This window comes from Undibacterium sp. Di26W (assembly GCF_049340265.1).
GTDB lineage: Bacteria > Pseudomonadota > Gammaproteobacteria > Burkholderiales > Burkholderiaceae_D > Undibacterium.
The window spans coordinates 135,635-155,684 of record NZ_JBMPOR010000011.1 but is presented as its reverse complement, the minus strand read 5'-3'; the positions used below and the strand labels follow the sequence as shown (position 1 = coordinate 155,684).

The 20,050-nt window shown below is 52.2% G+C and carries 21 protein-coding genes; all 21 read left to right on the top strand.

Annotated features, from left to right (window positions below):
- Positions 1 to 54: 54 nt before the first annotated feature.
- The 21 genes from ACO0LM_RS15090 to bioD all read left to right on the top strand — a co-directional run bounded on the left by ACO0LM_RS15090 (position 55) and on the right by bioD (position 20,049).
- A complete protein-coding gene (locus ACO0LM_RS15090; RefSeq protein ID WP_423038100.1) occupies positions 55 to 369 on the top strand; it encodes a hypothetical protein in 315 nt (104 codons plus the stop codon).
- Positions 370 to 489: 120 nt separating this feature from the next.
- Positions 490 to 960 (top strand): PaaI family thioesterase, encoded by a 471-nt coding sequence (locus tag ACO0LM_RS15085; RefSeq protein ID WP_423038099.1) that lies wholly within the window; start codon positions 490 to 492, stop codon positions 958 to 960.
- A 257-nt stretch (positions 961 to 1,217) separates the two neighbouring features.
- Positions 1,218 to 2,402 (top strand): isovaleryl-CoA dehydrogenase, encoded by a 1,185-nt coding sequence (locus ACO0LM_RS15080; RefSeq protein WP_423038098.1) that lies wholly within the window; start codon positions 1,218 to 1,220, stop codon positions 2,400 to 2,402.
- Positions 2,403 to 2,428: 26 nt separating this feature from the next.
- Positions 2,429 to 3,364, top strand: a complete 936-nt coding sequence (locus ACO0LM_RS15075) for a pyridoxal-phosphate dependent enzyme (RefSeq protein WP_423038097.1) — start codon at positions 2,429 to 2,431, stop codon at positions 3,362 to 3,364.
- Between the two features lie 14 nt (positions 3,365 to 3,378).
- Positions 3,379 to 5,160, top strand: a complete 1,782-nt coding sequence (aceK, locus tag ACO0LM_RS15070) for a bifunctional isocitrate dehydrogenase kinase/phosphatase (RefSeq protein ID WP_423038096.1) — start codon at positions 3,379 to 3,381, stop codon at positions 5,158 to 5,160.
- Between the two features lie 81 nt (positions 5,161 to 5,241).
- Complete coding sequence (locus ACO0LM_RS15065; protein ID WP_423038095.1) at positions 5,242 to 6,423, top strand: acetyl-CoA C-acetyltransferase; 1,182 nt, start codon at positions 5,242 to 5,244, stop codon at positions 6,421 to 6,423.
- Positions 6,424 to 6,570: 147 nt separating this feature from the next.
- Complete coding sequence (locus ACO0LM_RS15060) at positions 6,571 to 7,239, top strand: SDR family oxidoreductase (RefSeq protein ID WP_423038094.1); 669 nt, start codon at positions 6,571 to 6,573, stop codon at positions 7,237 to 7,239.
- 58 nt (positions 7,240 to 7,297) lie between these two features.
- Positions 7,298 to 8,431, top strand: a complete 1,134-nt coding sequence (locus ACO0LM_RS15055) for an acyl-CoA dehydrogenase family protein (protein WP_423038093.1) — start codon at positions 7,298 to 7,300, stop codon at positions 8,429 to 8,431.
- Positions 8,432 to 8,520: 89 nt separating this feature from the next.
- On the top strand, positions 8,521 to 8,916 hold the full coding sequence (locus ACO0LM_RS15050; RefSeq protein ID WP_423038092.1) for a rhodanese-like domain-containing protein: 396 nt from the start codon (positions 8,521 to 8,523) through the stop codon (positions 8,914 to 8,916).
- Positions 8,917 to 8,918: 2 nt separating this feature from the next.
- Positions 8,919 to 9,302 (top strand): YchJ family protein, encoded by a 384-nt coding sequence (locus tag ACO0LM_RS15045; RefSeq protein ID WP_423038091.1) that lies wholly within the window; start codon positions 8,919 to 8,921, stop codon positions 9,300 to 9,302.
- Positions 9,303 to 9,310: 8 nt separating this feature from the next.
- Positions 9,311 to 10,933 (top strand): carboxyl transferase domain-containing protein, encoded by a 1,623-nt coding sequence (locus ACO0LM_RS15040; RefSeq protein WP_423038090.1) that lies wholly within the window; start codon positions 9,311 to 9,313, stop codon positions 10,931 to 10,933.
- A gap of 15 nt (positions 10,934 to 10,948) precedes the next feature.
- Complete coding sequence (locus tag ACO0LM_RS15035; protein ID WP_423038089.1) at positions 10,949 to 11,422, top strand: hypothetical protein; 474 nt, start codon at positions 10,949 to 10,951, stop codon at positions 11,420 to 11,422.
- A 188-nt stretch (positions 11,423 to 11,610) separates the two neighbouring features.
- Positions 11,611 to 12,543 carry an alpha/beta hydrolase family protein gene (locus ACO0LM_RS15030; RefSeq protein ID WP_423038088.1) on the top strand — a complete coding sequence of 311 codons (933 nt, stop codon included), beginning with the start codon at positions 11,611 to 11,613 and terminating at the stop codon, positions 12,541 to 12,543.
- Between the two features lie 40 nt (positions 12,544 to 12,583).
- Complete coding sequence (locus ACO0LM_RS15025; protein WP_423038087.1) at positions 12,584 to 12,841, top strand: hypothetical protein; 258 nt, start codon at positions 12,584 to 12,586, stop codon at positions 12,839 to 12,841.
- 219 nt (positions 12,842 to 13,060) lie between these two features.
- Entirely contained in the window at positions 13,061 to 13,621 is a 561-nt protein-coding gene (locus ACO0LM_RS15020) for a hypothetical protein (RefSeq protein WP_423038086.1), read from the top strand.
- A gap of 4 nt (positions 13,622 to 13,625) precedes the next feature.
- Positions 13,626 to 15,284, top strand: a complete 1,659-nt coding sequence (locus tag ACO0LM_RS15015) for a S1C family serine protease (protein ID WP_423038085.1) — start codon at positions 13,626 to 13,628, stop codon at positions 15,282 to 15,284.
- A 34-nt stretch (positions 15,285 to 15,318) separates the two neighbouring features.
- Entirely contained in the window at positions 15,319 to 16,098 is a 780-nt protein-coding gene (locus tag ACO0LM_RS15010) for an enoyl-CoA hydratase/isomerase family protein (protein WP_423038084.1), read from the top strand.
- Between the two features lie 35 nt (positions 16,099 to 16,133).
- Positions 16,134 to 16,661, top strand: coding sequence for a DUF1569 domain-containing protein (locus ACO0LM_RS15005; protein WP_423038083.1), 528 nt, complete (start codon positions 16,134 to 16,136; stop codon positions 16,659 to 16,661).
- Between the two features lie 60 nt (positions 16,662 to 16,721).
- Entirely contained in the window at positions 16,722 to 18,059 is a 1,338-nt protein-coding gene (gene bioA, locus ACO0LM_RS15000; RefSeq protein ID WP_423038123.1) for an adenosylmethionine--8-amino-7-oxononanoate transaminase, read from the top strand.
- Positions 18,056 to 19,342, top strand: a complete 1,287-nt coding sequence (gene bioF, locus ACO0LM_RS14995) for an 8-amino-7-oxononanoate synthase (protein WP_423038082.1) — start codon at positions 18,056 to 18,058, stop codon at positions 19,340 to 19,342. The genes bioA and bioF overlap by 4 nt, the downstream gene beginning before the upstream one ends.
- Positions 19,342 to 20,049, top strand: a complete 708-nt coding sequence (bioD, locus tag ACO0LM_RS14990; RefSeq protein WP_423038081.1) for a dethiobiotin synthase — start codon at positions 19,342 to 19,344, stop codon at positions 20,047 to 20,049. The genes bioF and bioD overlap by 1 nt, the downstream gene beginning before the upstream one ends.
- Position 20,050: the final 1 nt, after the last annotated feature.

Below are 20,050 nucleotides of genomic sequence, written 5' to 3'. Positions count from 1 at the left end.
GCTGACTTAAGTATGGACCCATGTGCAATCTCGATTTGAAGAAAGCAGGCAAAGATGCTTAAATTATTGCTCAATCTACAATTTTTTTCGGTCGGCTTCGTCTTTTATGCAGCACGCTATCCGGAAAAAGTTTCCCTAAAAAATGCCCTGCGGTTGATATTGATGGGTGTATGTTTGCTATTGCTGACCTTGTGTTTCGGCGTTTTTATGTCGCACAAGACCATTGCTGCCACTTTGTTCGAGATCAACAGCGGCAATGACCACCAAATGGGCGTCATTTACGGCGTAAGTGCGCTTTACCTGGCATTTTTATGTGGTGTATGGAATGTATCCCGCCATTTTTTCCGTCCTCAGGTCAACGCCAAATAATGGGTGGGCAGGGGATAGTCAAACTGAAAAGCATCAAATTGTTGAATTGACGTTTACGTAAACGTCAATTAGTCGTATTATTTTTGCCTGAGCTGGTTTTTCCGTCGCTATGGAGATTTTATGAGTAATCAGGCAACATATCAGACAGCCGCTGCATTGGATCACAAACTGGCCCTGAGCTTGCTGGAAAGCTTCAATGCGCAAGGCGCATTGATGGCCTGGAATGCCCGCCTGACCAGCATTACCCCTGGTGCCTGTGAAATCAGTCTGCCTTTCAGCACAGCTGTGAGCCAGCAGCATGGTTATTTCCATGGTGGCGTCATCGGTACTATTGCTGATGCAGCCGGGGGTTACGCTGGGAATACACAGCTGTTGCCGGTGAGTGAGTGCTTAACTGCAGAATACAAGATCAATATTGTTGCGCCAGGCAAGGGCGATACCCTGATTGCCCGTGGCAAGGTATTGAAGGCAGGTAAAACCCTGGTGGTGTCCAGCGCTGAGGTTTTTGTCGTACATGAGGGTAAGGAAAAACTCTGTGCCATCATGCAGCAGACTTTGTTTGTTATATCCAAGGCGGATTCAAAAATCTAAGAACATGTTCACGATCTTACTGCGCGGGCGTGATCGGGGCTCATGCGCTGCTCAAAATGCTCATGTACAAGTGTACATTCCGCTTTTTGCGCGGCTCTTCACTCCCGCTGACGCTCGCTCGCTACAGATCGTAAACACGTTCTAAAAGGCTGGTGCCGGTTCTTGTTGGCAGCTGAAAGCAGTACTATGGCTGGCATGCTTGAATATAAGCTCGCATAAGCCAGCGAATTTTAATTTTATAAAAGTGTGAGGACGACATGCTCCATTTACCAGGTTTGACTTTTGATCATGGCGAAGATATCGCCGCTTTGCGTGAAGCCGTGCAGCAATTTGCTTCAGCAGAAATCGCCCCACGCGCAGCCGAGATCGACCGCAGCGACCAGTTCCCCATGGATTTGTGGCGCAAAATGGGTGATCTGGGTATTTTGGGTGTGACTGTCAGTGAAGAATACGGTGGCGCGAATATGGGCTACCTGGCGCATATCATTGCCATGGAAGAAATTTCGCGTGCGTCGGCTTCTGTGGGCCTGTCGTATGGTGCCCACTCAAATTTGTGCGTCAACCAGATCAAGCGCAATGGCACGGAAGAGCAAAAAGCCAAATACCTGCCAAAACTGATTACTGGTGAACATATAGGTGCGCTCGCCATGTCTGAGCCGAATGCCGGTTCCGACGTGGTCAGCATGAAGCTGCGCGCTGACTGGAAGGGTGACCGCTGGGTATTGAATGGCACCAAGATGTGGATCACCAACGGTCCGGATGCCGACACCCTGGTGGTGTATGCCAAGAGTGATCTGGAAGCGGGGCCGCGTGGCATGACAGCCTTCCTCATAGAAAAAGGGTTTAAAGGTTTCAGCATTGCGCAAAAGCTCGATAAACTGGGCATGCGCGGCTCACACACAGGCGAGCTGGTGTTCGAGGATTGCGAAGTACCAGCAGAAAACGTGCTTGGTGGCTTGGGCAAAGGTGTCAATGTCCTGATGTCTGGCCTGGATTTTGAACGCACAGTCTTGTCCGGCGGCCCTTTGGGCATCATGCAAGCTTGCATGGATGCGGTAGTACCTTATGTGCATGACCGCAAGCAATTCGGCCAGCCTATTGGTGAATTCCAGTTGATGCAGGGTAAGCTGGCGGATATGTATTCCACCATGATGGCTTGCAAGGCGTATGTGTATGCAGTTGGCCAGGCTTGTGACCGCGCAACCACGCCAGAAGCAGTACGCGCCCTGCGCAAGGATGCCGCCGGGGCGATTTTGTATTCCGCAGAAAAAGCTACCTGGATGGCGGGGGAGGCAATCCAGACCCTGGGCGGCAATGGCTACATCAACGAATACCCGGTCGGTCGCCTGTGGCGCGACGCCAAACTGTATGAAATCGGTGCCGGCACCAGCGAGATACGCCGTATGCTGATAGGCCGTGAATTGTTTGCTGAAACCAAATAAGCCAATTACGCTACACTGGTCAATTTATGACGCAATTGCATATTTCTACGCCTCTGCTTGAACACCGGCGGCTGTCTGCCAGCCTGGGCAAGCCAGTCTGGCTGAAGATGGAAAACACCCAGCCTTCCGGCTCGTTCAAATTGCGCGGCATAGGCCTGATGTGCCAGCGTGCTGCTGCCAACGGGGCCAGGCATTTTGTTTGCCCTTCTGGCGGTAACGCCGGTTTTGCGGCTGCCGTGGCGGGTGTTGCGCTGGGCGTACAAACTACCATCCTGGTGCCACAGACTACGCATGAAAGCGTACGTGCCGCGATTCGTGCGATAGGTGCAACCGTCATCGTTGAAGGTGGTGTCTGGGATGAAACCAATCAAGCTGCGCTGCGCCTGTGTGAACAGCCCGGTGCTGTCTACATCCCACCGTTTGACCACGCCGATATCTGGGATGGCAATGCGACGCTGATCGATGAAGTGGCAGGCAAGCTGGATTTTGATGTAGTCATCTGTTCGGTCGGTGGCGGGGGCTTGCTGAGCGGCATTGCTTTGGGGCTGGAACGCAACGGCCTGGGCCACATCCCCATCATCACCTCGGAAACCGCAGGCGCGGCGTCGTTGCACGCAGCGGTGCAGGCTGGTGAGTTGGTGACTTTGCCGGCGATTACTTCCATCGCCAGCACCCTGGGTGCGCGCAAGGTGGCGCAACAGGCATTTGACTGGACGCGCAAGCGCATTATCCACACCGTCACCATCAGTGATGCCCAGGCCGTGCAGGCTTGCCTGGACTTTGCCGACGATATGCTGGCCCTGGTGGAACCGGCCTGTGGTGCGGCATTGGCAGTCGCTTACCAGAACCTGCCAGTGCTGGCCAAGTTTAAAAAACCACTGATCGTGGTTTGTGGCGGTATTGCCGTGGATTTGGGTAAACTACAGGCTTGGAAAAACCAGTTCCAGCCCGCAGTCAACTGATGTGAGCCCAGACCATGCCCAACACCCATTTCCCCAAGTTGCTGTCTTCGCAGATAGCCTTTGACATCGCCAAGTCGATACTCGATGGTTTTGACAAGCATTACCACCTGTTCAGGGCCAGCAGCCAAAGGGCAAAACAGCAATTTGAAACAGGTGACTGGCGCGCCGCACAAATCGCCGCACGTGAACGTATCGGTTATTACGACACACGCGTACGCGAATGTGTGCAGGCACTGGAAGATGAATATGCAGAAGAAGACCTCAGCGACGAAGTCTGGCGCGAAGTCAAACTGCATTACATGGGCATGCTGATTGATCATCTGCGCCCGGAACTGGCAGAGACTTTTTTCAATACCGTCTGTACCAAACTGCTGCACAGAAATTATTATCACAATGATTTCATCTTTGTGCGCCCGGCAACCTCGACCGAATATCTGGAAAGCGAAGATACACCGCCCAGTTATCGCGTGTATTACCCGGCGACAGATGGCCTGAACTTTACCATCAAGCGCATTGTCACCAATTTCCAGTTGAAAGCAAAATTTGAAGACCTGGACCGCGATGTGGCTCTGGTGGAAGCGCGTCTGCGTGAGAATTTTGGTACCGCCAAGCTGGAACCCAACCACCAGATACAGGTATTGGCCAGTCTGTTCTACCGCAACAAATCTGCCTACATCATAGGCAAGGGCATCAACGGCAATCGTGAATACCCGTTTGTCGTGCCTGTCATGCACAAACGCAAGGGTGAACTGGTGCTTGATACCGTGATTTTTGACAGCATGCTGATCACGGTTTTGTTTTCTTTCACGCGTGCTTATTTCATGGTGGACATGGAAGTGCCGTCGGCTTATGTGCAATTCATACGCAGCATCCTGCCCAAGAAGCCGCGTAGCGAAATCTACACCATGATAGGTCTGCAAAAACATGGCAAAAATTTGTTTTACCGCGATTTCCTGCACCACCTTAAATACTCATCCGACCGCATAGAAGCCGCGCCCGGCATACGTGGTCTGGTCATGCTGGTATTTGCCTTGCCGTCTTTTCCCTATGTGTTCAAACTCATCAAGGACAGTTTTCCGCCTCCCAAGGAAACTACCAAGGCATTAATCAAGGAAAAATACCTGCTGGTGAAAAACCATGACCGCGTGGGCCGCATGGCAGATACACTGGAATATTCGGATGTGGCTTTTCCACGCGCAAGATTCTCGGAAGAATTGCTGGCCGAGATCAGGCAATATGCCCCATCGTTGTTGGAAGTGAATGATGATGAAGTCGTCATCAAGCATCTGTACATAGAACGCCGCATGACACCGCTGAATATCTGGCTGACCGAAGCCGAACAAAGTGGTGACATGGCTGCCATGGAACATGGCTTGAAAGAATATGGCAGCGCCATCAAGGATCTGGTGGCAGCGAATATCTTTCCCGGTGACATGCTGTACAAGAATTTTGGGGTGACCCGCCATGGCCGTGTCGTGTTTTATGACTATGATGAAATCGAATACATCACCGACTGCAATTTCCGCAAGATACCTTTGCCGCGCAATGAAGAAGACGAGATGTCTGCCGAGCCCTGGTATCCGGTCGCCAAAAACGATGTCTTCCCCGAGCAGTTTGGCACTTTCCTGCTGGGGAACAAGAACGTCAAAGAATACTTTATGAAGCATCACGCGGATTTGCTGACCGCCGAGTACTGGCAGGCCCGCAAGAAGCGCATCGTCGATGGCAAAGTGGATGACGTGTTCCCGTATCCGCAGGAAATCCGTTTTTGTAATCAGGCCAGCAGTACGACTTAGAAAATATGTGCTTGCCCGTTTCATGGCGAGCCACCCCTCATCAGTCAGGCAGTCAATCTGCTTTTATTTTTGGAGAACAAGATGAATGATCCTATCGTAATCGTTGGTGCCGCGCGTACCCCCATGGGTGCTTTTCAGGGCGATTTTTCTTCGCTGACGGCCAGCCAGCTGGGTGCCGTTGCCATCAAGGCGGCGGTTGAGCGTTCTGGCGTCAAGCCGGAACTGGTAGAAGAAGTCTTGTTTGGGAATTGCCTGATGGCAGGCCAGGGCCAGGCGCCGGCACGTCAGGCTTTGCTGGCGGCGGGTTTGCCGGTATCCACCGGTGCCGTCACCCTGTCCAAGATGTGCGGCTCGGCCATGAAGGCGACCATGATGGCTTTTGATTCCATCAGCGCCGGTAGCAATGAAGTGATCGTCACTGGCGGTATGGAATCCATGACCAATGCCCCTTACCTGATCCCCAAGGCACGTGGCGGCTATCGCATAGGTCATGGCATGATGTATGACCACATGATGCTCGACGGTCTGGAAGATGCTTACGACAAGGGCCGTTCCATGGGCACCTTTGCCGAAGACTGTTCAGCCAAATATAATTTCAGCCGTGAAGACCAGGATGCGTTTGCGATTGCCTCTGTCAAGCGTGCACAGGCGGCAACTGCTGATGGTTCTTTCGCATGGGAAATCGCACCAGTGACGGTATCTGGCCGCAATGGCGACGTCGTCATCGACAAGGACGAGGGCCCGCTGAAAGCCAAGCTGGACAAGATCCCTTCACTGAAACCGGCATTCAAAAAAGATGGCACGATTACGGCTGCTTCTTCCTCTTCCATCAATGACGGTGCCGCTGCACTGGTATTGATGCGCGCATCGAAAGCGAAAGAACTGGGCCTGACGCCACTGGCAACAATCCTCGGTCATGCCAGCAATGCACAGGAACCCGGCTGGTTCACCACCGCCCCGGTCGGGGCTATCCAGAAGCTGTACAAGAAACTGGGATGGACGACAGCAGATGTGGATTTGTTCGAAATCAATGAAGCTTTTGCTGCCGTGCCTATGGCAGCGATGAAGGATCTGGGTATTTCGCATGACAAGATCAATATACATGGTGGTGCCTGTGCGCTGGGTCATCCTATTGGTGCTTCTGGTGCGCGCATCATTATTACCCTGATGGGTGCCTTGAAGAAGCAGGGCAAGAAGCGTGGTGTGGCTTCGCTCTGCATTGGTGGCGGGGAAGGGACAGCGCTCGCAATTGAGATGGTTTAAGCGAAATTAATTTCGAATCCCCTCCCCTTCAAGGGAGGGTGGGGATGGGGTTTGGTTGACTGACCGCGAACTAAATTGCGTCAGAAACCCATCCCCATCCCAACCTTCCCCTTGAAGGGGAAGGAGCTAAACTAACCGGGAAACTCTATGCCAGTCGCTTTAATCATCGGTGCATCGCGCGGTATCGGCCATGAACTGGCCCTGCAATACAAGGCAGCAGGCTGGCGTGTTATCGCCACCGCACGTAAGGAAGAAGATCTGGCGGCTTTGCAGTCAGCAGGCTGTGAAGCCCTGTCGCTGGATGTAACGAATCTGAATGACTGTACCGGTCTGGGTCGGCATCTGAATGATGAAAAGCTGGATGTGGCAATTTTGAACGCAGGTGTGTTTGGACCACGGACAGACGGCCTGACAGCACCCGACCAGCAACAGTTTGATGCTGTCATGCATACGAATGTATGGGCTGCGATGCGCATATTGCCCATCGTGCTGCCGTTGGTGGAAAAAACCCGGGGCAGGCTGGCGGTGCTTTCTTCCAGCATGGCATCCATAGGCGAACGCAGCAATCCGGCTGGCTGGTTATACCGCGCCAGCAAGACGGCATTGAATTCTGTGCTCAAGGATGTTTCGCTGAGTACCGAAAAAGCGATTTGTGTCGCCATGGATCCAGGTTGGGTACAAACTGATATGGGTGGCAGTGGCGCAGAAATCACTGTGGATGTCAGCGTTGCCGGCATACGCCAGACACTGGCTGCACTCAAGCCAGCCGACAATGGCAAATATTTGGAATACACCGGGGCTGAACACGGCTGGTAATTGGGTCACAAATACAGCGTCCATAGCACAGCATCATAGAATAGAAAACAGAACCATCATGCTACTCACACCAGAACACGAAATGATACGCGACGCCGTGCGCAGCTTTGCCCAGGAACGTCTGGTGCCCAATGCGGCACGCTGGGACAGGGAACATCATTTCCCGGCAGAAGAATTGAAAGAACTGGCGCAAATGGGTGCCTATGGTGTGGCCGTGCCAGAAGAATTTGGTGGCGCAGGCATGGATTATCTGTCGCTGGCGCTGGTGCTGGAAGAAATCGCAGCCGGTGATGGCGGTACTTCTACCGTGGTATCCGTCAACAATTGCCCGGTCTGCAGCATCGCCATGATGTATGCGAATGAGGCACAAAAGAAGCAATGGCTGACACCGCTGGCGCAAGGCGACATGCTGGGTGCCTTTTGCCTGACCGAACCCCATGCAGGCAGCGATGCATCCGAGTTGCGCACGACAGCAAAGCGCGATGGCGATCATTATGTCATCAATGGCGTCAAGCAATTCATCACCAGCGGTAAATATGCCGATGTCGCCATTGTCATGGCCGTCACGGATAAAGAAGCAGGCAAGAAGGGCATCAGCGCTTTCTGGGTGCCGACCAGCACGCCGGGCTATATCGTCGCCAGCCTGGAGCAAAAGATGGGTCAGCATTCGTCAGACACCGCACAAATCCTGTTCGAGAATTGTCGCATCCCGGCAGAAAACCTGATAGGTGAAGAAGGCATGGGCTACAAGATTGCCCTGTCCGGTCTGGAAGGTGGCCGCATAGGCATCGCCTCGCAATCGGTAGGCATGGCGCGCGCAGCATTTGAAGCAGCACTGGCTTATGCCAAAGACAGGACCAGTTTTGGCAAAGCGATCTTTGAACACCAGTCCGTGCAATTCAAACTGGCTGACATGGCGACCCAACTGGAAGCTGCACGCCAGTTGATCTGGCATGCAGCCAGCATGAAAGATGCCGGGAAGCCCTGCCTGAAAGAAGCCGCGATGGCAAAACTGTTTGCTTCGGAAATGGCTGAAAAAGTCTGCTCGGATGCGATACAAATCCACGGTGGCTATGGCTATGTCAGCGACTTCCCGGTAGAGCGTATTTACCGTGATGTGCGGGTTTGCCAGATTTATGAAGGTACGTCAGATATACAAAAAATTCTGATTGGACGCGCATTGGCTGGTTAGTCTATAGAAGACACAGAGATTTTCTCTTAAGTTCTCCTCTGTGTCTCTGAGCCTCTGTGGAGAGAGGTCTTAAAAATAACGGAGACAACATGAAAAAAGGTTACAAGCAGTTGGTCGATGAAGCCCACGCCGAGATCAAAACCTATAGCGTGGCGGAAGCCCAGGCCAAGCTGGCAGACGTCAATGTGCAATTCATTGATGTACGCGATATCCGTGAACTGGAACGCGAGGGCATCATCGCCGGTGCTTATCATGCACCACGCGGCATGATAGAGTTTTGGGTGGACCCGGATTCACCGTATTTCAAACCCGTGTTCGGCGAGAAAAAAGAATTTATCCTGTTTTGTGCCGCCGGCTGGCGTAGCGCCCTGACAACCAAGACCGTGCAAGACATGGGCCTGGAAAATGTGGCCCATATTGACGGTGGCTTTACCGCCTGGAAGGCAGCTGGTGCCCCAGTCGCCATCAAGGAAAGTAAAAAGTAATAATGAGCAGTAAAGCATGCCCTTGTGGCTCGAATAAAAATCTTGAACAGTGTTGCGGCCCATACATCAGCGGCGCAACCGTGGCACCGACGGCAGAAGCACTGATGCGTTCACGCTATTGTGCCTACACCCTGAATGATGAAGCTTATTTGCGTGCCACCTGGGATGAAAGAACCTGCCCCAGGGAACGCATTACGCATGATGAACCAACCAAATGGCTGGGCCTGGAAGTGAAGAAATTCAAGTCTGATGGTGATGCCGCGACAGTCGAATTTGTTGCCCGTTACAAGATAGGTGGCAAGGCACACAGATTGCATGAACTCAGTCGCTTTGTGCGGTATGACGGTAAATGGTTTTACGTGGATGGCAGTTTTCCAGAAAAGTGAAAAAAATAATGACAACTTTAGATTCCAAGCTCAATCCCCGCTCTGAAGAATTCAAGGCCAATGCAGCGGCCATGCAAGCCGTGGTGGATGACCTGAAAGAAAAGATCGCCAAAATTGCTTTAGGCGGTGGTGACGATGCGCGTAAAAAACATCTGGCGCGTGGCAAATTGCTGCCGCGTGACCGCGTGCAAATGCTGCTCGACGCGGGTACGCCTTTTCTGGAGTTTTCGCAACTTGCCGCCTTCGACATGTACAAGGAAAAAAATGATGTCGATGCCGCCCCCTCTGCCGGTGTGATTACCGGCATAGGCCGCGTGGCCGGGCAGGAATGCATCATTGTCTGTAATGATGCTACCGTCAAAGGCGGTACCTATTACCCGATGACCGTCAAGAAGCATTTGCGTGCACAAGAGATCGCCGAACAGAATAACCTGCCCTGTATTTATCTGGTCGACAGTGGTGGTGCGAATTTACCGAATCAGGATGATGTCTTCCCGGACCGTGATCACTTTGGCCGCATCTTCTTCAACCAGGCAAACATGTCAGCCAGGGGCATACCGCAAATCGCCGTGGTCATGGGTTCGTGTACTGCTGGTGGCGCTTACGTGCCGGCAATGAGTGATGAATCGATTATCGTCAAGAACCAGGGCACGATTTTCCTTGGCGGACCACCGCTGGTGAAAGCAGCCACCGGTGAAGTCGTCAGTGCTGAAGACCTGGGTGGCGGCGATGTGCATACCCGCCTGTCTGGCGTGGTGGACCACCTGGCGCAAAATGATACACATGCCTTGTCACTGGCGCGTACCATCGTCTCGCACCTGAATCGGCAGAAACCACAAACCGTGGTCATGAAAGAAGTCGAAGAACCGAAATTTCCGGCATCAGAATTGTATGGCGTCATTCCGGTCGATACACGCAAGCCTTTTGATGTGCGTGAAGTGATTGCCCGCATTGTCGATGGCAGCCATTTCGATGAATTCAAGGCACGCTACGGCACTACCCTGGTCTGCGGTTTTGCGCATATCCATGGTATGCCGGTTGGTATCATTGCCAATAACGGTATTTTGTTTTCTGAATCGGCGTTGAAGGGCGCGCATTTCATAGAACTGTGCTGCCAGCGCAAGATACCTTTGGTGTTCCTGCAAAACATCACCGGCTTCATGGTGGGTCGTAAATATGAGAACGAAGGCATTGCCCGTAACGGTGCCAAAATGGTGACGGCAGTGGCGACGGCGAATGTACCCAAGTTCACCGTCATCATCGGCGGCAGTTTTGGTGCCGGTAACTATGGCATGTGTGGCCGTGCTTACTCTCCACGCTTCATGTGGATGTGGCCGAACGCGCGTATCAGCGTCATGGGTGGCGAGCAAGCGGCCAGTGTATTGGCGACAGTAAAACGCGATGGCATAGAAGGCAAGGGCAGCAGCTGGTCAGTCGAAGAAGAAGCCGCTTTCAAGCAACCTATCAAAGACCAGTACGAGCATCAGGGTCATCCTTATTATGCATCGGCCCGCCTGTGGGACGATGGTGTCATTGATCCGGCGGATACCCGCATGGTGCTGGGCCTGGGCTTGTCGGCAGCATTGAATGCGCCGATACCGGATGTGAAGTTTGGTGTGTTCCGCATGTAAATAGCGAAAGCGATCATGGAAAAAATTTTTAAGCCGAGTCTGTTGATTATTGTTGCTGCCCTGATCCTGGGTGCCTGCACCACTCCACCCTATGTTGAACCGCGCAGCGGAAACACTGCTGAAATGGTAGTGAGAATGCGGCCGGCCCTCGGAACGCTGTTTTACTTGAATACCTACGAAAATGCGGAATCATGTTCTGGTGAGCAATCGATAGTCAGTGACAAAAACAAGATTATTGTCTCGAAAATTAAAGTAGCTGCCGAAAAACTGACGACTTTACGGTATGTGGAGATGAATAACCGCGCCTCGTGTTCCATAAGATTCAGCTTTTTCGGAAAAACCGATCATGTATATGTACTGGATACCGTAACGACTACGGGTCATTGCAATGTCAAATTATGGGATAAAACGGATATGAAAACACCCTTGCCTGTTTCCATGATCTACCGGGATAGCGGGGAAAATACCTGTCCGTACTTCAAACAATAAACACCGAAGGGCAGGCATTCAATCAGCGCGTGTACCTGTCAACGATGAGAACGAATAGAAAGGGCCGTATGGAAATGGGAAGCCTGGATGTGCTGGAGTTGAAAGTGGCGAAATGTGTGGCGAAATGCGTGACGAAACTCACGCTGAATTGCCCTTATGTACGCAATGCCTTGCATGTGAGCTAAGCCATGTCCATTATCTTTAAAAAATCCGTTTTTTATACAGCTTGCCTGTTGTGTCTGACGGGTGCAAATACGATGGCGTTTGCCGTGCCGCAAGAAGAGGCTGCGCCAGCGAAGGCGCCAATTAAATGGGCGACGGATATCAGTGAAACGGTCAGCACGCTAACGGTCGCCGTGAAAGATATGTATGGGCGTGATATTTCTGGTGAAGTGGTGGTGACGGCGTTCAAACCGGCGGGACCCGGGCCCTTCCCCGTAGTCATCTTGAACCATGGTCATAGCGCGACAAATCGTGCTGAGCCGCCACGTTTCCGGTATACCCAGCAGGTCAGGTTTTTCGTCAAGCGCGGCTTTGCTGTTTTTGAGCCTACACGGATAGGCTATGGTGAAAAGGGAACCACGCCTGATCCGGAAGAAAGTGGCAGTTGCAATAACAAAAGCTATGGGCCAGCGGCCGAAGCAGCCAGTACCGAGATTCTGGCCGTGCTTGAGTATGCAAAAAAGCAGAGCCATGTTGATGCCAGCAGGGTATTGATCGTCGGCCAGTCTGTTGGTGGATATAGCACGGTGGCGACAGCGGCTAAAAATCCGGCTGGCTTGGTGGCGGCTATCAATTTTGCCGGGGGTGCGGGTGGTATTCCTGCTGAGCGTCCGGGTGAACCTTGTCAGCCAGGCAAACTGGAAAAAATGTATGGCACTTTTGGTGCCAGCACCAGGGCACCCATGCTATGGATTTACACCGAAAATGATCAATATTTCGGCCCCAGGTATAGCCAGGCCTGGCATGCCGCCTTTGTGAAAGCTGGGGGCAAGGCCGAATATATCTTGTTGCCAGCCTTTGCCAAGGATGGTCATACCCTGTTTGCATCTGGTATGAAGATATGGGAACCTGTCGTCAGCCGTTTCCTGGATGAAAACGGTTTCCCCGCTGGCAAATAGTATATTTGCCCTTTGATTAAAAAATAAACAATACAAGCAGATGATCAATCTTGCACGCTTCCCCAGTCTTCGTCAGCCCGAAGTAAAAACACCTTATGTAGCTCCGCAAAGCGGGCTGGTAGCTGATCTGGCGGTCAGGATTACGGCGGCGAAGGGGCAATTTAACTTGTTCATCTATGATGGCGCCAAATTTTGCTCCAGGGCAAAGGACATTATCGATGATGCTGGAAAAGTCAATTTCAGCTTCGTACCACGCGCCGGTCACGCGTACGTTCTGGATGCTGCGACGGATGTGTAGGCGACGTTTATCGTACCGCTGGTTACCCGTTCTGTAAAAAGTGCGATGTACTTGCCTTTGAAGAAATAAACAGTAAGCAAATTAGAGCAAGACGCCCTAAAACAGGGAAAAACACCTGGACTCTGTATGTCAAGCGGAACTTGTCGCTAGCTTGGTTGAATAATGTTTGCTCTTCAATATATAGTGGTTGTTTTTTACAGAATTTGAAGGATGTTACCTATGATAAAGCGGAAAAATACCGTCTTTTTGCGCACAGCGCCCCTTTTTGTTGTGTCAATGTTAATTTCTGCATGTGGGACGGCACCCTCCTATGTGGCCCCGAGCGGTGCCGCAACTGCAAAACTGCTGTTTAAGGCAGATGCTTTGCAGAGTTTTGCTTATTCGCTCAGTATTTATGATGACGCCGTTAATTGCACAGGCCCACGGGTTGTTGCAGCAGGGCAAGGATCGAACAGCAATTTAACTACTTCGATAAAAACAGGCGCTTTGCTTACAACACGTTTTATCGGTGGGGGAAATGGCAAGGTTTGCCAGGTCATTGAGTCATTCCAACCTGTATCAGGACATATTTATCAGTTACAGGGAAAACTTGATGAGCAAGGTTGCTCTGTCATCGTCTATGACATCAGTAACCCAAATGCACCTCAAATCGAACAAAGTCTGTTGAGACGCCAGCCCAAAAATCAGATGTGCGAGCCTTTGAGTTCAGCTAAGCGAGTTACTGCAGTAGTCAACAAACCGAGCTTGGATGACTTCAAAGATCTTTTGCCAGGTAAGTGACTATATGTTGAAATTTTCGTCGACTATCAAGTTAGCAAGCGGAATATTTTTGCTAAGCTTGTTGACCAGTCAGGCAAGTGCGATGGCTCCAGATAAATTTTATGCCAGTACCGCTCCCAGTGTATGGCGCGTTTCGAGTCAGGATGCGCTGGGTGCAGAATTTGCACTGGGTAGCGCCGTTGTGATTGAACCGGAAGCGCTGATTACCAATTGTCACGTTATCGCAAAAGCGAAAAAGATAAGTATCAAACAGGAAAATGTCACCTTAGAAGCAAAGTTGCAATATATCGATGTGGAACGTGACTTATGCCAGATTACAGCACGCAACCTCAAGGCACCCGCTGTTGCTCTTGGTGATAGCAACAAACTTGCTGTGGGGCAGCACATTTACACCATAGGTAATCCGATCGGCCTGGAGAGAACTTTAAGTGATGGCTTGATATCGTCCTTGCGTAAGGACGACAAAGACATACTGCGGTATATACAGATTTCAGCACCGATTTCACCTGGGTCGAGTGGTGGAGGCTTATTTGACGAAGAAGGGAGATTAATTGGTATTACTGCTGCGGGATATGCAAAAGGACAAAACCTGAATTTGGCCATACCTTCAAATTTATTACGTGAATTACCAGCACGTAGTGCTGCTGCATTGGCAAAGTTTGAAAACAGCGCCGCTGCAGGCGGTGGCAACATTAAACCTGAAGCAAGGCAAGCATCTGCCGTAAGAACGCCGATACCGCCGGCTTCTGGTTTCGCACACATATCGGATGTGGCAAAACTGGAGCAATTTGGAGCCAGGAAGGGTTACGAAGAATTTCTCGGAAAAGGTTTGCCGCGTGCGTTTGCGCTTGCCGATGGGGGAGGATGGTTTTCTACCAATGGCACTACGCCTAAAGATGCAACATTGCCTGCTGATCCACATGCAAGGGTTGTGACAGAATGCGAGGCATTTCATAAGCGTCATTGCAGCTTGTATGCAGTGGATGACATCGTTGTGTATCAGGAAAAGAAAGTGACTGATTCCAATAATCCGGTCTATTTGAAAAGAACACCTGTGCCCGCACCAAGTTCTTATGCTGATATCAGTGACGTGAAAAAATTAGACGCATTTGGCGCAAGAAAAGGGTATGAAGAATTCTTGAACAAGGCGTTTCCTCGTGCTTTTGCTGTTGGTCCTCAGGGGATTTGGTACTGGGCATCGGGTTTTGATGTCAAAAGTCCCGATTTCCCAGAACCACATGTGCGCGCATTGACGCTGTGCGAACGAAAAACCAAGCAAACTTGCGCACTCTATGCTGTAGACGGCGATGTGGTATTCAAGTATGTAAAAGGGATAGATGCCTATCTTTTTACTTCGCCGGTGCCGCCAGCAACAACTTATGCAGATATCAGCGATGTCGGCAAGTTGGACAAATTTGGTGCACGCAAGTCCTATGAAGATTTTCTACAGCAAAGCTTCCCCAGAGCTTTTGCCGTCACCGAAGCGGGAGGCGGATTTTCTTCGTATGGTGTGAATCCAAAAGATCCCAAAGTCTCACTTGAACCCCATGTGCGCATCTTGCAAGAATGCGAAAATTATTACAAGCGACGCTGCTATTTATATGCCGTAAATGGCGTAGTGGTCTATACCGGCAAAGAAGCTGATGATTCCGCCAAAAAATAATGTATTTAAATAAGGCAATTCAGGTGAAAAGAATATGAGTAATCTAATCCTCAAAAATGACGCTTTTGTTGTGACAGTCACGCTGAATCGCCCTGACGTACGGAATGCATTTAATGAAACAACGATAGCTGAAATCACTGAGGTTTTCCGTGATTTGGATAAGGATGACAGCATTCGTGCTATTGTGCTGGCCGCGAATGGTCCTGCTTTTTGTGCAGGGGCAGACCTGAACTGGATGAAAAAGATGGCCGATTACACCCATGAGGAAAACCTCGCGGATGCCGGCCAACTGGCGGAAATGTTGCATACCATCTATATCTGTAGCAAACCAGTTGTTGCTAAAGTGCAAGGTGATTGTTATGCCGGTGGCATGGGGCTGGTGGCGGCCTGTGATGTTGCTGTCAGCGTGGATACAGCGAATTTCTGTCTCAGCGAAGTCAGGCTGGGCCTGATACCAGCGACGATTTCGCCCTATGTCATCAAGGCCATGGGCGAAAATGCTGCGCGTCGTTATTTCATTACTGCCGAGCGGTTTACTGCGGCTGAGGCGCATCGCACAGGCTTTGTGCATGAGCTGGTGACGGCAGAGGCGCTGGATGCCAGGGTGGACGAGATCGTCAAGGCCCTGGTCAGCAATAGCCCAAATGCGGTCAGACAGGCCAAGCGCCTGGTGCAGGCTGTTGCCAGCCGCGAGTTGACTCCGGCACTGATGGCGGCAACGGTGGAAGGCATCGCGCAGATACGGGCGTCTGATGAAGGCCGTGAAGGTGTACGCTCCTTCCTGGAGAAGCGCAAACCGGCTTGGCTGATTTAATGTTGAAAAAATAGGCGGAAGGAGGCAAAGCAAACATGAAAAAAAGAACAGTACTGTTGACCGGTCTTGCCACGTCCCTGCTTGCTGTTGCCGGTGTGGCCAGTTATCGCAAATCGACTGTGGTGATTACCACTGTGGCTGAGATGCAGGCGCGCCTGTCTGCCATGAAAGCGGGCAAGCTGACCAGCACCAGCGGTTGGTCACCACATAAGGTGTTTGTGCACCTGGCCCAAAGCATAGACTATTCGATGACGGGTTACCCGGAAATGAAATCGCCAGCGTTCCAGAACACAGCCGGTGCGGCAGCGTTTTATGCTTTTTCAGTGGCCGGTGCGATGACGCATAATTTGAGCGAACCGATACCAGGCGCGCCTGCCATCGCCGAGAGTGGTGATGCCAATGCAGCCATTGACATGGTGATCGCAGCATTGCAGAAATTTGAACAGTATGCAGGCGAGATCAAGCCGCATTTTGCCTATGGCAGCCTGAGCAAGGCAGAATTTGCCAAGGCCCATGTCATGCATATAGAAAATCATTTGAAGCTTATACAGTCTCAGGCTTGAGACCGTATGCAGTAACCAGTAGTTACCAGTAGTTAGCTTAGTAGAATAAATGTGTCGGGAATAAATTTGAATCAAAAAAATGACTGGGTAGCACGCAGCCTGCAGCATGTCTGGCATCCGTGTACCCAGATGCAGCATCATGAAACCGTGCCGCTGATCCCCATCAGCCATGGCCGTGGTGCATGGCTGTTTGATATGGAAGGCAAGCCTTACCTGGATGCGATCAGTTCCTGGTGGGTGAATCTGTTTGGCCATGCCAACCCCCGTATCAATGCCGAATTGAAAGACCAGCTCGACAAGCTGGAACACGCGATGCTGGCCGGTTTCACCCATGCGCCTGTCATCGAGTTATCAGAAAAATTATCGGCATTGAGTAATCATGCACTTGGCCATTGTTTCTATGCTTCGGACGGTGCATCGGCAGTCGAGATCGCCCTGAAGATGAGTTTCCATGCCTGGCGCAATGGCGGCCAGACAGACAAGCAGGAATTCATCTGCATACAGGGCAGCTACCATGGTGAAACCGTGGGCGCGCTGGCAGTGACTGATGTCAGCCTGTTCCGCGAGGCTTATGGCCCCATGTTGCAGCGTGCGCATGTGGTGGCTTCACCCGATGCCCGTCTGGCTGAAGCGGGTGAAACTGCCGCTGATGTCGCTTTGCGCGCCGCCGCCGCACTGGAAGCAAAATTGCAGGAAAGAGCAGGCAAGATTGCTGCCGTCATCATAGAACCGCTGGTGCAATGTGCCACCGGCATGGCCATGCATGACCCGGTGTATCTGAAGCGCCTGCGCGAACTGTGCGACCAGTATCAGGTACATCTGATTGCGGATGAAATAGCCGTAGGCTGTGGCCGTACCGGCACTTTCTTTGCCTGTGAATCGGCACAGATATGGCCAGACTTTTTGTGCCTGTCAAAAGGCATCAGCGGTGGTTATCTACCCTTGTCACTGGTGATGACGACGGATACCGTGTATCAGGCTTTTTATGATGCAGATGTGCGGCGTGGTTTCTTGCATTCGCATTCCTACACCGGCAATCCGCTGGCATGCCGGGCGGCGCTGGCGACCCTGGCCATTTTTGAAGACGACGATGTCTTGCAAAAGAATCGTGTCAAGGCTGCATTTTTGAATGCAGCTTTTGCTGAGTTGAAAACCGATACCCGCGTGCGGCACTTCCGCCAGCAAGGCATGATCATCGCCTTTGATGCGGTGGTGGATGATGCCGAACGCGCAACGACATTTTCACGCCGCTTTTTTGCGGCGGCGTTGAAGCATGAATTATTAATGCGACCGATAGGCCGCACGGTGTATATGATGCCGCCCTACATCCTGGAACAGGATGAAATGAGTTTGCTGGCAAACAAGACCAAACAAGTATTTGAAGAGGTAATGGCATGACAGATGTCATCAAGAATGGAACAGGCGTTGGCAATGCTGCCAGCAATCTACGTATCGCCGGTCAGCGCCGGTCGCTGGTACAGGGCCTGCAGCAAGAACTCGACGTGCTGGGTCAAAAGCATTTATTGCGTCAACGTCGCACGGTAGAAACACCGTCTGCCCCCAGCCTGCGCGCCGATGGCCGTGATTTGCTGGCGTTTTGCAGCAATGACTACCTGGGCCTGGCTGCACACCCCAAACTGGCAGAAGCCTTGCAGGAAGGTGCTGCACTGTATGGCGTAGGTAGTGGTGCCTCGCACCTGATCAGCGGCCATAGCCGCGCCCATGCCGTGCTGGAAGACCGCCTGGCAGAGTTTGTCTCACCGTATATAGAGAATGCCCGCGCCCTGTACTTTTGTACCGGTTATATGGCCAACCTGGCTGTCATCACGGCGCTGGCAATCAACAAGGATACGACGGTATTTTCCGAAGCCCTGAATCATGCGTCCCTGATCGATGGCGCACGCCTGTCACGGGCGACGGTGCAGGTTTTCCCGCACCGTGATTACACAGCGCTGGAACGCATGCTGCAACAATGCAAGACCAAGCACAGGGTGGTCGTCACCGACAGCGTTTTCAGCATGGATGGCAATATCGCTGAACTGGCACCGTTGCTGGCAATTTGCGAGCGTTATGATGCCTGGCTCATCGTTGATGATGCGCATGGCTTTGGCGTATTGGGTGAGCATGGTCTTGGCGTGCTCGAACATTTGCAGATCAGTTCCCCCAATCTGGTTTACATGGGTACGCTGGGCAAGGCTGCCGGTGTTGGCGGTGCTTTTGTTGCCGCTGACGCCACCGTCATTGAATGGCTGGTACAGCGGGCGCGTGCGTACATCTACACCACGGCAGCCGCACCAGCGCTGGCGCATGCACTGTTGACCAGTATTGACATCATCGCCGGTGAAGAAGGCCGCCAAAGACGTGCCCATTTGCAAAAACTGATTGCCCTGTTCCGCAATGGCCTGCACCTGCAAGTCTGGCAGGGCATGCCGTCGGATACCGCGATACAACCCGTCGTCATCGGTGACAATGCCGACATGTTAAGAGCGGCCGGCAACCTGATGGATCAGGGGCTGTGGGTAGGCGCCATACGCCCGCCTACCGTACCGCCAGGGACAGCGCGTTTGCGCGTGACCCTGTCGGCGGCACATACTGAAGTACAGGTATTGCAACTGGTGCAGGCCATCAATCGGCTAGACCAGATGAGCTATGTCGCCCAATGTTTTGCGGAGGTAGCCTGATGGCGACCGATCTGCATCATGTGCATCAGCATTTGTTTGTGACCGGTACCGATACGGAAATCGGCAAGACCCTGGTCAGTGCTGCCCTGTTGCATGCGATGCAGGCTCAGGGCTGGCGTGCCGTCGGCATGAAGCCGGTTGCTGCCGGTGCCAGCCTGCGTGATGGCGTCTGGCACAACGAAGATGTAGATACCCTGATGGCAGCAGCCAATGTCGCTGCGTCGCAGGAACTGGTTTGCCCTTACCTGATGCAAGCGCCGGCCGCACCGCATATTGTGGCCGCACTGGAAAAAGTGGATATCACCCTGCCGCACATACTGCAGTGCTATCAGCAATTGCGTGCACAGGCAGATGCCGTGGTGGTGGAAGGTGTGGGTGGTTTCTGTGTGCCGCTGAATACGGAAGTAACGACCGCTGACCTGGCACAGGCACTGGATTTGCCGGTCATCATGGTGGTGGGTGTGCGCCTGGGTTGCATCAACCATGCCCTGTTGACGGCAGAGGCCATCCGGGCGCGTGGCTTGACGCTATGCGGCTGGGTCGCCAATACCGTCGATTCATCCATGCTGTACATGGATGAAAATATCAATGCCCTGCGTACGCGCCTTGCTGCGCCATTGCTTGGGCATATTCCCCGTTTGAACGTTCCGGAACACCAGAAAGCGCTGAGCGCCGCCTCGTATCTGGATTTGAGTGTATTGAAGTGAA